Below are 12591 nucleotides of genomic sequence, written 5' to 3' on the forward strand. Positions count from 1 at the left end.
TCATCTTCATCGAATTATGGCTAAGGCAAATTCTTCACATACTTGAGGTCTTAGGGAATCTCATAAACTTTATTTCAATTATCCGAAACCATCCAGGAGGAAAACTAATGTTTTTATACAAAATAGATGACCAATTATCATTAAAGCAGGCAGAAGTGAATGACGCAGAACGATTGTTCGAATCAACCGAAAGTGGTCGCGAATATATGAAAGAGTGGCTGCCATGGCTAGATTTTACAGTTACTGTTGATGATACAAGGGAGTTCGTCAAGGGAACGATGTTAGGTTATGCGGAGAACAGAAGCTTGACGACAGTGATTTTATATGAAGGGGAAATAGTGGGGACAGCTGGATTTAACAGTATCAATTGGTCAAACAAAACAGCATACATTGGGTATTGGCTCGGCCATGGATACCAGGGTAAAGGGATTATGACCAGAGTGGCCAAGGGGTTGACTGACTATGCTTTTCAACATCTTAAATTGAATAAGGTTGAAATTCGGGCTGCTGAGGAAAATAAAAAGAGCAGGGGTATTCCCGAACGGTTAGGATTTGTGAAAGAAGGAAGGATCAGGCAGGCAGAATGGTTATACGATCATTTTGTGGATCACATCGTTTATGGCGTTTTAGCTGATGAGTGGGATACCATTGAATAAAATAATCCAATTTAATAAAACACACGCCCAGGACCTCCTTGACCCTGAGCATATGCAAGAATAAATAGTCATAGAAGTGACTCAGCACCGTCAATGTAAACTTCTGTCCCGGTAATGTGGGAGGACAGATCGGATGCAAGGAAGAATACGAGATCGGCTACTTGTTCAGGTTTTCCGGCATGTTCTTCCAATGGCTGGTTGCCTTCGGGATATTCGACCGGAATCTTGATTTTCTCGAGATCATCTTGCTGCGGGAATGTATTTTTGCCGATGTTGGTTTCGATAGCTCCCGGGCAGATGATGTTGACTCTGATTTTATACTGAGCCAGCTCCAGTGCTGCCATTTTGCCAAAGCCGGTCTGGCCGATTTTTGAGGTGCTGTAGGCGGACATCCCGAAATTTTTGTAAATCCTGTTCCCGTTAATGGAGCTTGTAATGATGATGCTGCCGCCATTTTTTTCATATGGGGGATGGCATACTTTACGGTTAGAAAAGTTCCCTTGAGATTTGTGTTGATTGTTTCGTCCCAATCCTCTGGTGCCAGATCCTCAATAGGGGCGATGACACCATTGATTCCTGCGTTTGCAAAGACTATATCAACTTTTCCCCAGGCTTCTGCAACTTTATGAAAACTATTCTCAACCTCTGCAGGCTTTGAAATATTACACTCAAGGATCATTGCGGTCCCTTCGGCATCTTCAATCAAGTCCTTCACGTTTCTGGCATTTTCCTCTTTTATATCTATCAAAGCAACTTTTGCGCCAGAGGATCCTAATTTTAGTGCAGCTGCTCTGCCGATTCCGGAGCTTGCTCCCGTTATAAAAGCGACCTTCCCATCTAATTTCCCCACATTTGCTTCCTCCTTCAATATATTTTGATATTTTTAACTTTGCCCATTTTATTGGAAAATAAAACAGTGTAAACTAGTAATATGGGATTCTATGATACTTTTGCCGCACAAAAACGTATGATTAGTTAGCCTCCTCAAATCTGGAGGTTTTTTCAACACTTGAAATTGTCGAATGAAATCATAAATTGTATTCTTCCAGGAGGTTGGATAGATGGACAAGCAGGAACATATCATTTCGAAAATGGATGAACTATTGGGTGAAATGAGGGCGGGAAGGGCGGAAAGCGCATCATCGATTGCTCTGCCGCTTCGCCATAAGAGTTTGCCAAAGTACATTCCGATTATCAAATTTCTGATTCTTTTGCTCTTTTTAGCAGCTGGTTTCGCTTCAGCATTCTGGTATTTCAAAGGGAATACGGGAAAGGTAGAATCAACTGTGTTTATCGAACAAGTTCACGGACTGGCTGCATTGGCAACTGCGGAAGCACATGTGAAGACTGTCATTGAAAAGGAAGATAATGAAATATTCGGAGAGAAAATCCGCTATAATCTTCCTGGGACCAAACGTGAAATGCTGCTGATTGTTCCAGCCACTGTAATTGCTGGAGTTGATCTGGAGGCTATCGATCAAAAAGACATGAAGGTGGACGAAGAGCGAAAGGTAATAGAAATAGTTCTGCCAAAAGCAACTTTCCTCCAGGAACCTTCCATTAAAATGGATCAGGTCAGAACCTTTTCAGATGAAGGACTTTTGAGTGGGAAAATAGAGTGGGATGAAGGCTTTGATCTTGCTGCTGCTGCCCAGGAGCAAATTAAGCAGGAAGCAATGAGTTCAGGAGTCTTACAAAAAGCTGACGAAAATGCCCAAGTCGTTTTAAAGGAGTTTTTTGGGCACCTGGGATATAAAACTGTTATAAAAGGACAGTAATATTTTTATGTAAACTGCGATTCTTTGAAAAGATTTTTCAATATTAAAAAGCGCGTTCAAAAAAATTATGCTTAACAGGGTCCAGTTTACACACTCATAAAAATATATACAAAACTCAGAGTCATACAATGCTCTGAGTTTTTTTGTTGTCTTAAAGATTAAGGTAACAAAAAAATATCATGATACGGCGGGCTGTCGAGTTTAGACTGTTTCAAATATCCTTCCTCCACCAACTCATCCAACCCTTTTTGAACTTCCTCTGGTTTCACTCCGAATAGATCCGCAACTTTCACGGTTGAGATTGTCATGTATTTAGGTTTTTTTGCTGATGACTGGATCATAGTCTGGACGCGATGCAGCAATTGGTTTTTATCCATGAATCTTACCCCTTATTTTAAAATTATTGCCATGATGCTAAATAATTTTCCCAGTAATGTAAATATTATTTAGGGAAATTAAAGGAGCTGAATGATCCATGGCGTACCATCCACCTTACAAAATTGCACAATTGACAGCTGAACATGGACAGAAGAAAGCGAATCTTCCTTTTTCAAGTGTGCTTGTACTGGGTTTTCTCGGCGGGGCTTTCATTTCCCTTGGCTATTTGCTTGATATCCGTGTCATCGCCAGTCTTCCAGAGGAATGGGGGTCGCTTAGCTCATTGATCGGTGCGGCTGTTTTTCCTGTAGGACTCATCTTGATCATTATTGCTGGCGGGGAACTGCTGACAGGGAATATGATGGCTGTTTCGATGGCTTATTTGTCCAGAAGGATCTCTCTGGGATTACTGTTGAAGAATTGGTTTTGGATTACTTTATTTAATTTAATTGGTGCCTTGTTTGTCGCCTACTTCTTCGGCCAGGTTGCAGAATTGACTACCTCTGGCCCTTATCTTGACAAAACGGTGGCAATCGCCGGCGGTAAGCTGGAGCATGGTTTCTTATCATCGCTCGTATCGGCAATTGGCTGCAATTGGCTGGTCGGTCTGGCTGTCTGGCTTGCATATGGCGCGGAGGATATCGGGGGTAAAATCCTGGCGATCTGGTTTCCGATTATGGCGTTCGTCGCGATTGGTTTCCAGCACGTTGTCGCCAATATGTTCGTCATTCCAGCGGCAATCTTCTCTGGCTACTACAGCTGGAATGATTTTATTGCTAACTTTATTCCCGTATTCATTGGCAATGCGATTGGTGGTGCTGTGTTTGTCTCAGTGTTTTACTGGATTGCTTATCGCGGAACAATGGAAACCGGATCCAGGAAAGAACCGAAGCGAAGGCCAAACCAGACGGGTACTAACCGGCATGGTTTGATGAGAGCTGCAGGATTAAGGAGGCAGGGAAATGAGTGATTCGAAATTTACGATACAGATTAATGGCAAGGAATACAGTGCCGTAGTGGGACAGAAGATTTTAGAAGTCGCAAGAGCTGAAGATGTCTTTATTCCTGGTGTCTGTTACCATCCAGACCTGGGAACCATCCAGACATGTGATACATGCTACGTGATGGTGGATGGCCAATTGACGCGGTCATGTACGATGAAGGCTGAGCCAGGGATGAAAGTCGATACCATGTCCGATCAGGTAAAGACAGCACAGTATGAGGCAATGTCAAGGATCCTTAAAAATCATGAACTGTATTGTACCGTTTGCGATAACAACAATGGTAACTGCACGATCCATAACACTGTTGAAGATATGGGGCTTGCCCATCAGAAGTATCCATTTGTAGCTAAACCGTATCCCCCGGATAATTCACATCCTTTTTACCGGTACGAGCCTGACCAGTGCATCCTTTGCGGCCGCTGTGTTGAAGCTTGTCAGGATTTACAGGTGAATGAAACGCTCACGATCGACTGGAGCCGGGAAGTTCCAAGGGTCATTTGGGACAATGATGTTCCGATTGACCAATCTTCCTGCGTATCCTGCGGGCATTGTGTGAATGTATGTCCTTGTAACGCCCTGATGGAAAAATCAATGCTCGGGAATGCCGGTTTTCTGACCGGAATCGCTCCAAATATTCTTGCTCCAATGATTGATATGACAAAAGAGGTGGAACCGGGGTATCGTGAAATTTTTGCTGTATCTGAGGTTGAAGCAGCAATGAGAAAAGCGCGGATTAATCGTACCAAAACGGTCTGTACTTATTGTGGAGTGGGCTGCAGCTTCGAGGTCTGGACAAAGGACCGTGAAATTTTGAAAATCCAGACAAAGACAGAGGCACCGGTTAACGGAATCTCCACTTGTGTAAAAGGAAAATTCGGCTGGGATTTCGTCAACAGTGAAGAGCGTCTGACAAAGCCGCTCATCAGAAAAGGCGAAGAATTTGTTGAGGCGACATGGGATGAAGCCCTTTCCCTGATTGCCGAAAAACTTTCTGGAATCAAAGAGGAACATGGTCCGGATGCAATCGGTTATATTGCCTCTTCAAAATGCTCAAATGAAGAAAACTTCCTGTTCCAAAAGTTCGCCCGGGGAATTATGGGGACTAATAATGTCGACAATTGCTCCAGATACTGTCAGTCTCCAGCGACGACAGGATTGATGCGAACCGTAGGACTTGGCGGGGATTCAGGAACTATGGAGGATATCATGGCATCCGAGCTTGTGATGGTGGTCGGCGCGAATCCGGCTGAATCACACCCTGTTTTGGCGACAAGGATCAAACGTGCCCATAAGCTCCATGGCCAGAAGCTCGTCGTCGTGGATTTAAGGGAGAATGAACTGGCAGAGCGAGCCGATTTATTCCTGCATCCTAATCCAGGAACAGATATCATCTTGCTGAATGCCATTGCGAAATACTTCTTTGACCAGGGCTGGGAGGATACAGCTTTCCTTGCTGAGCGTGTGAATGGCTTGGAAGAATTCAAGGCGTCTCTTGATAAATTCACCCTGGAATATGCGGCAGAAAAAACAGGCATCACCATGGAACAGCTGCTTCGCCTTGCAAAAATGATCAAGGAAGCCAAATCTGTCTGTATCCTGTGGGCGATGGGTGTTACCCAGCATATGGGTGCATCGGATACAAGCACCGCCATTTCGAATTTGCTGCTGGTAACAGGGAACTATGGACGGACTGGAACAGGTGCTTACCCATTGCGCGGACATAACAATGTCCAGGGAGCTTGCGATTTTGGAACATTGCCGCCTTGGATGCCTGGCTATGAGCCTGTGAACGATGAAGCTGTCCGGGCTAAATATAAGGCTGCCTGGGGAGTAGACCTGCCTGAAAACCCTGGTTATGACAACCACCATATGGTTGAGGCCATCAATAAAGGGAAGATGAAAGCACTCTATCTGTTTGGCGAGGACATGGCTATCGTGGATGCGAACTCCAACTATGTACATTCCACCTTTGAAAAACTCGATTTCTTCGTAGTCCAGGATATATTTTTCAGCAAGACGGCTCAGTTTGCTGATGTCATTTTACCGGCTGCGCCAAGTCTTGAAAAGGATGGGACGTTCACGAACACTGAAAGGCGGATCCAGAGATTCTACAAAGTATTTGAGCCGCTGGGAGATGCAAAGCCTGACTGGCTGATATTCCAGGAACTCGCTAATCGACTTGGTGCTGATTGGAACTACCAGCATCCTTCCGAAATCATGGACGAGGCGGCCAAGCTCGTGAATATATTCGCTGGAGTAAGCTATGAACGGCTCGAGGAGTGGGAGTCGCTGGTATGGCCGGTTAACCCGGATGGAACCGACACACCTCTGCTGTACACCGATAAATTTGGCTTCCCTGATGGAAAGGCAAGGCTAGTGCCTGTCGACTGGACAGTACCATTCAATCCGGGCGCGGATTTTGATTTACATCTCAATAATGGGCGCATACTTGAGCATTTCCATGAAGGCAATATGACACATAAAACCGAGGGTCTGGTGCATAAAGTGCCTGATGTATGGCTCGAGATTTCACCTGAGCTTGCAGCTGAACGAAATCTTGAGGATGGAGCACTTGTGGGGCTGACTTCGCCGTATGGCCATGTTGAAGTCCGGGTGATTGTGACCGACAGAGTAAAAGGGCATGAATTGTATCTGCCGATGAATACAGCGGAGGATAATGAGGCTGTGAACAGGCTGACAAGCAGCTATCACGATATCATTACCCATACTCCTGCCTATAAGGAGATGGGAGTTAAAATGGAAGTGCTCGAAACCTCTGGCGAACCGCCGCTTCCGAATCATAATCATCGTTATGGAAACAGGATTCCTCAGATTAGTGTGAAGGTGGAGGAAAAATGGAAGCGGGCTGACTATATACCGATTTCAGAAATAGATGACTTGAAGGAGGGATATTATGGCGAAAGCGATCAGGCAAATTAGCAGGCAGGCCCCGAATGAAACAGAAGAACGTGCCCAGGCTTTGGAAGAAATCATGCAGGCTCTTGCTGACAATAAGGAAGCCGTCCTGTCAATGATTGAAATGGCGAAAGAACTTCACGAGGTTAAGGTCTTCGAGACAGCAGGCTCATTATTGAAGCAGCGTAATGAAGTAGGAGTCATCGCTATGCAACAGGTCAATCAGCCAGCTGTGCATAATGTCATCAAAAGTGGCTTTGGTTTGTTCAAGTTTCTTGGCGGATTGCAGCCGGCCCAGCTTGAGACCCTCATGAATGGTGTCACTCTTGGGTTGAAGCGAATGTCCCAAACTGGTGAAAAAGGCAAGAAACAAAGTATCTGGAAAATGAGAATCAGGCTGCGCAGTCCGGCAATTCGGGCTGCGATGACCACGATGGTTGATTTTATGGAGGGAATGGGAGAGGCCTTCCTGAGGAGCAGGGAAAAACGTGAGTAGGGGGCAGTCGCTGTGCATGAAAAGACGTTCAAAATCAGTAATTTAAATTCTGACGAAGATGCTGAGAAACTCACTGGAGCAATGCTTGAGGTTTGGGGGATTTCCCAGGCAGAAGCAAGCACGCAGCATAAAACCGTTACCATCAAGTTCGATGAAAGAATGTCTTCCCAGGAAGATTTTATGCAGGCGGTACGTGAAGCCGGATTTGACCTGACTAGTGAACAACTATAATACATGAGGTGACGAAGATGAGAATATGTGAAGTTTGCGGAAGAAAAGAAGGCTTTGAAGAACATCAAGAAGACCTGTTCCAAGCTGTAAAGCTTCATGTTTGCGAAAGTTGCCGCGAAGATCGGAAGGCACCGACATTAGGAGACTGGGCATATTGATCATGAAGGAAATTGTCAGGGAATATGACAAGTGAAAATCCAGGCGAAACGAGGTGGCAGAACGCTGGAACCAATTGAAGTGAAACGGGAAATCATCCGATATGGTAAAGGTTTCGCCGAACGAGTTGAAGACAGTATCGTAACAGAACACCCTGTTACAATAAAAATCAATGGCGCAGAGTTTGCCACTCTTGTTTGCTCGCCGGATTTTATTGAGGACCTTGTCATCGGCTTTTTGGCTTCGGAAGGCGTAATCCGTAAGTATGATGATTTGGAAGATATATGGATAGAAGAAAAATTAGGTACAGCACATGTGAAAACAAAAAAGGTCAATCCATATTACCTCAATTTCCAGGGGAAAAGATACATTACTTCCTGTTGTGGAGCAGGAAGGCAGGGGTTTGTTTTTATCAATGATGCCCTGACTGCAAAAAAGATGGAACAGGTAAGGATAAAGATTTCATCGCGGGACTGTTTTTCTTTGATGAAGGAAATGCAGGAATCATCACCAGTATTTCAAAATACGGGAGGGGTCCACAACGCGGCACTTTGCCAGTCAGGTAAAGTAGTGATTTCCAGGATGGACATTGGCAGGCATAATGCTCTGGATAAAATTTATGGTCACTGCCTGAAAAACAGTATTCCACTTTCGGATAAGGTCCTTGCCTTCAGCGGTAGAATTTCTGCGGAAATACTCCTGAAGGCATCAAAGATTGGCTGCGAAATTGTTTTATCGAAATCTGCTCCTACAGAACTTGCCTTAAAGCTTGCAGAGGATTTGGGCATTACAACAATCGGTTTTATCCGAGATGAATCCCTTAATGTGTACACTGGCCAGGAAAGGGTATTTCTTGAATGATCCTAAAAGATATAAGATAAAAAGCTCTCCAAAAATGGGGAGCCTTTTTCATCTCTCATCTAAACCGTCAATCGAAACAAGCTGTCGTTCTTCATGGGAACCTCTTGCCGAGATGACCGCCATACTTGAAGTAGCATCGATGCTTTCAATCCAGATCGGCATTCCGTGGTAGTGGACAGAAATTTCATCTTCTGCAGTGAGGATTTCTTTTACCCGTTGCAAATCCATCGTTATCACCTCATACTTAAATTGTCCACAGACAAAAACATGTATGTATAGGAGATTACGTGATGAACTTGGTGAAAAGCAGTCAGGAAAAAATCTCTGTTGAGATGGAAATCATGAATTCGCATCCTGACTATAATTTACTGGCGGATGGGAAACAAATACTAGATGAACAAGATTTACTGAAGGAGCATGAAGAGGGAAACGACCTCGATAAAGAGCGTTTTCTCATCGAAGAGAAAGGGGAATATATCGGTATCATTGATTTTATCATGAAAAATCCAAGGGACGGAAAGCCGTGGCTAGGATTGCTGATTATACATAAATCATGGACCAGGCAAGCACTGGCAGAAAAAGCTCTGGCAATATACGAAGCAATGATGAACAAAAGAGGTATAACTGAAGTTCGATTAGGATGTTTTGCAGCAAACCAGCCTGGCTTATCATTTTGGACAAAGCAAGGGTTTATAAGGGTAAAACAAATAGAATTTCGTGACAAGCCGTTGTGGGTCATGGAAAAAAACATAGAAAAAGGCGAATCAAGTGAGTCTTGATTCGCCTTATTTTATTCGGTAAGCTCCTCAATATTCTTCCCTTCAACATACGAAGGTGTTTCCAATCTAAGTAAATTGTAGATAGTTGGAGCGATATCTAAGGTTGAGACGGAACCAATTTGCTTGCCATTGCTAATGTCTGGCCCCATGGCCATGAAGACAGCTTTCAATTTCTCCCGGCCAGGATCCCCGCCATGGGTTCCCAATTCAGGTGTCGTTTTAACAATATTAGATACACCCTTTCCCATAATATAACCTGGAGCAGCCATTAAAAGAACATCTCCTGCATTCCGTTCTTTTAAATTTCCTTGTTGAGGTATTTTTTTTATTTCCTGGTATGGATGTTCTTTCGCATTTGTCAGATAGCCATACAAACTCTCTGTATTCTCCTTTAATCCATTGAAAGACAGATTGATGGTGCTATTCCATATTTCTTTAAGGTGATACTTGATGACTGGTCCATTCTCATTCCTGTCCACCTCAACGCCCTTGAAGGCTTGGATGATTTCAGAACGAATCTCTTCATATTTTTCAGGCGGCACGATTCCATATTTTTCGCGTGATTTCAAATTGATGTAAACATGAGCAGCAGATCCACTTGGAATCGCAATTGCTTTCGATTTTTTGTAATCAATCTTTCCAGCTGAGTCAAGTACGAGAAGGTTATTGTCCTTCAAAACTTTATTAGGCTCAATCGCTGAATGTGCAGGTTCCATTCCATGGTCAGATACGATGAACAAGTAATCATTTTCATCCAGTGCTTTGACTGTTTTACCTACTGTCTTATCAGCCGTCTTATACGCCCACCGAATATATTCAGCGTTCTTCTTTGATTCATTCTTTGTAAAACCAGGCTGTCTTGGGTCAGTTAGCAGATACTTATGCTCCTGATGGTCAATTTGCGGCGCGTAAAACATCAGTAAATCAGGCTCATACTCGTTTTTGATAAAAAGGGACACGTCAGTTACCCAGTTTGCAAATCTTTCCGATATTTGTTCGTATTCTTTCCTTGATATCCAGCCCTTTTCAAGTGCACGATCATCCTCCTGAGGTGGAAAGAAACCGAATTTTCCCCTGATTTGTTCAGAAAAACCTTTTGGTCCATCTATCAAACCGGATGTTACTGCTGATTGGTAAATCACAGCCCCATTGTCGAGACTTTGGTCCTCAGCTGTGATCTTGAACCAAAATCCTGCATTGCTGTTTTCTTGAACCTCCAGTTCCATTGATCCCCAGCCATTGGATATGACCGGGTTGTTTCTTTCCGTTTTTTGATCGGTGACCATGAATAAATCATAATTTTTTTCCTGGTCATTGGTTGAATCAACGGCTAGTACATGAACCTTTTGATTTTTACCGTCTTTGACTTTAATGTGAAAAGATGCTTCCTTTAATGGACTGTAACTCTCAGGAGGCCTACTCCACCCCGAAGCCTCCTGGAAATGGAGTTTCTCCTGTTTGCTCGGGGACCATGTATCTCCATAATATATCGTGAAGTCTGCTTGTTTCCCGACGGCTGGATTGGCACCGGCAAAAGCAACAGTGGCAGTTGTTTTCCCCTGTTTTCTGGCTGATACCCACAACGGATCCACCTCAAGCTCACTCATAAAAGCATCCTTTTGGTTTGTCATTGCTGAGTCTTTCTGCTGCCAAACATTGCTGACGATGGATGTTTTAAGAGGAGTCGCTCCTGTAGCGATTGCTGCATGTGAAGGTGCCGTGAGAGAAGGCCTTACGGTGGTGGAATATTTCGCCATAGTTCCATTTTTGATCACATGTTCTATATTAGGCAGTTTGCCGTCCTTTACATAATTCCTTGTAAGGTCATTTCGCATGCCATCAAATGAGATCAGGACTACCTGACTCTTGTTTTCTGCATTTGCCGTTGTAGCGCAAATACCTGATAAAAAAATAATAAAGGTGATGAACTTAAAGATTCTTGTTGTCATAAACTCTCCCTCGCTGATTTTATAGAAGGAATTTACCTTTTTTCGAGGCTTGTAAAACTTTTAGAAAATTAATTCTTTAGTTTTCCGAAGAGAAATTTTGCTTCTCGATAAAATCTCCATATTTATTTGATATAAATTCCTTATATAAAGGCTCTGTTAAATAGTCTGTTGATTTTCGTTCCAGGCGCTTCGCTTTCCGCGGGGGAAGAATTATGAAAAAGCTCAAGTGCCAGCTTTTTCAAAGACCAAATTCTTCTTGGCTGGCGCTGAGCCTCTTCGTCGCTTTGCTCCTGAGGGGTCTCATCTGACCAGCTGCGCCCGCAGGACACTGAATAGCTTCCTCGAATCGGCCCACGCACGATGGAAATGCGTTAGCATTTTCGGAGGAGTCTACGCGCCTTCCACTACAATTAACAGGAGTAAAAACAACAATAGTTTTTAACAGAGCCAATATAAAGAGGAGGTATTTAAACAATGAATATGAGCATCAAAAGGTTGATGATCTTAGTTTCAATGTCTGCGGCACTATTTTTAACAGGGTGCACAGGGGAGGATGACAAATCAGGATCTGATGGTCACAGTGCTCATGAAAATATGGAGCATTCAGGTTCAGGGGATCTGCCAGATGGTTTGAAGGAAGCGGATAATCCCAAATATGAAGTGGGCAGCAAGGCCATCATAACCGATGACCACATGCCTGGAATGGACGGAGCGGAAGCCACAATTGTTGGTGCCTATGACACTACCGTGTACTCGCTGTCATATGACCCGACAAATGGAGGCGAGCGAGTGGAGAACCATAAGTGGGTGATCCATGAAGAACTGAAGGATCCAGGAGAAGAGTCTTTGAAGCCAGGAGATGAAGCCATCATCAATACCGAGCATATGGAAGGAATGGAAGGGGCAGAAGCAGTGATCGATTCGGCTAAGGACATGACTGTTTATATGGTCGATTTCACGCCGACAGACGGATCGGAGAGGGTAACGAATCACCAGTGGGTCACTGAAGACGAGCTGAAACCTGCTGAATAAGCTAAACGATTACCAAAATATACACGATTGTCCCTCCAAAAGTCTGGGTATATAACCTTTAAGAATGAGGAGGGATGACTCATGAACAAACTAATCAAAACAGCGATCAAATGGGGACCTGTCCTGTATCCAATCGTCAAGAAAATGATGGACAGCAGGAAATCTTCAAAACTGAAAAGCAGTTACTCAAAATAAAGCTTAAGGGAAGCCGCACATTGTCGTTAAGTGACGATGTGCGGCCTTTCTCTGCATACAATCAAGCAATGAAAATTATTCTTTATATTTGGACCTATTGTTCATGTTATAATAGTGGAATAAAATACATATAGTTGGCTTTCACTGGTCTCTTAAAAGG

At 43.7% G+C, this 12591-nt stretch carries 12 protein-coding genes and 1 pseudogene; 9 read left to right on the forward strand and 4 right to left on the reverse strand.

Annotated elements, in window-relative coordinates; genetic code table 11:
* Positions 1–107 precede the first annotated feature (107 nt).
* Complete coding sequence (locus tag QNH36_RS12030; RefSeq protein ID WP_283903550.1) at positions 108–656, forward strand: GNAT family N-acetyltransferase; 549 nt, start codon at positions 108–110, stop codon at positions 654–656.
* Positions 657–724: 68 nt separating this feature from the next.
* Here the strand turns inward: QNH36_RS12030 and QNH36_RS12035 are convergent.
* Positions 725–1506 (reverse strand): annotated as a pseudogene (locus QNH36_RS12035) (SDR family oxidoreductase).
* A 211-nt stretch (positions 1507–1717) separates the two neighbouring features.
* Between QNH36_RS12035 and QNH36_RS12040 the strand changes: the two are divergent.
* A complete protein-coding gene (locus QNH36_RS12040; RefSeq protein ID WP_144481440.1) occupies positions 1718–2434 on the forward strand; it encodes a DUF4230 domain-containing protein in 717 nt (238 codons plus the stop codon).
* A gap of 158 nt (positions 2435–2592) precedes the next feature.
* On the opposite strand, the gene QNH36_RS12045 is transcribed toward QNH36_RS12040, so the two are convergent.
* Positions 2593–2811: a hypothetical protein gene (locus tag QNH36_RS12045; RefSeq protein WP_144481439.1), complete on the reverse strand. Its 219-nt coding sequence runs from the start codon at positions 2809–2811 to the stop codon at positions 2593–2595.
* Between the two features lie 98 nt (positions 2812–2909).
* Between QNH36_RS12045 and QNH36_RS12050 the strand changes: the two genes are divergently transcribed.
* The 5 genes from QNH36_RS12050 (at position 2910) to fdhD (ending at position 8476) form a co-directional block, all read left to right on the forward strand.
* Positions 2910–3782: a formate/nitrite transporter family protein gene (locus tag QNH36_RS12050; protein WP_144481438.1), complete on the forward strand. Its 873-nt coding sequence runs from the start codon at positions 2910–2912 to the stop codon at positions 3780–3782.
* Positions 3775–6756 (forward strand): formate dehydrogenase subunit alpha, encoded by a 2982-nt coding sequence (fdhF, locus tag QNH36_RS12055; RefSeq protein WP_283903551.1) that lies wholly within the window; start codon positions 3775–3777, stop codon positions 6754–6756. Before QNH36_RS12050 ends, fdhF begins: the two co-directional genes overlap by 8 nt.
* A complete protein-coding gene (locus QNH36_RS12060) occupies positions 6731–7228 on the forward strand; it encodes a hypothetical protein (protein WP_283903552.1) in 498 nt (165 codons plus the stop codon). Before fdhF ends, QNH36_RS12060 begins: the two co-directional genes overlap by 26 nt.
* A gap of 12 nt (positions 7229–7240) precedes the next feature.
* Positions 7241–7459, forward strand: coding sequence for a heavy-metal-associated domain-containing protein (locus QNH36_RS12065; RefSeq protein ID WP_251544987.1), 219 nt, complete (start codon positions 7241–7243; stop codon positions 7457–7459).
* Between the two features lie 222 nt (positions 7460–7681).
* On the forward strand, positions 7682–8476 hold the full coding sequence (gene fdhD, locus QNH36_RS12070; RefSeq protein WP_283905408.1) for a formate dehydrogenase accessory sulfurtransferase FdhD: 795 nt from the start codon (positions 7682–7684) through the stop codon (positions 8474–8476).
* Positions 8477–8524: 48 nt separating this feature from the next.
* Here the strand turns inward: fdhD and QNH36_RS12075 are convergent, their stop codons facing one another.
* Entirely contained in the window at positions 8525–8704 is a 180-nt protein-coding gene (locus QNH36_RS12075; RefSeq protein WP_251544985.1) for an H-type small acid-soluble spore protein, read from the reverse strand.
* A 62-nt stretch (positions 8705–8766) separates the two neighbouring features.
* Here QNH36_RS12075 and QNH36_RS12080 point away from each other — a divergent pair, with 62 nt between their 5' ends.
* A complete protein-coding gene (locus QNH36_RS12080) occupies positions 8767–9255 on the forward strand; it encodes a GNAT family N-acetyltransferase (RefSeq protein ID WP_283903553.1) in 489 nt (162 codons plus the stop codon).
* Between the two features lie 11 nt (positions 9256–9266).
* Here QNH36_RS12080 and QNH36_RS12085 read toward each other — a convergent pair whose 3' ends face one another.
* On the reverse strand, positions 9267–11204 hold the full coding sequence (locus tag QNH36_RS12085; protein ID WP_283903554.1) for an alkaline phosphatase family protein: 1938 nt from the start codon (positions 11202–11204) through the stop codon (positions 9267–9269).
* Positions 11205–11678: 474 nt separating this feature from the next.
* Between QNH36_RS12085 and QNH36_RS12090 the strand changes: the two genes are divergently transcribed.
* On the forward strand, positions 11679–12236 hold the full coding sequence (locus QNH36_RS12090; protein WP_283903555.1) for a YdhK family protein: 558 nt from the start codon (positions 11679–11681) through the stop codon (positions 12234–12236).
* The last annotated feature ends 355 nt before the right edge of the window (positions 12237–12591 follow it).

Origin of the sequence: Mesobacillus sp. AQ2 (genome assembly GCF_030122805.1) — a bacterium.
GTDB lineage: Bacteria > Bacillota > Bacilli > Bacillales > Cytobacillaceae > Mesobacillus > Mesobacillus oceanisediminis_A.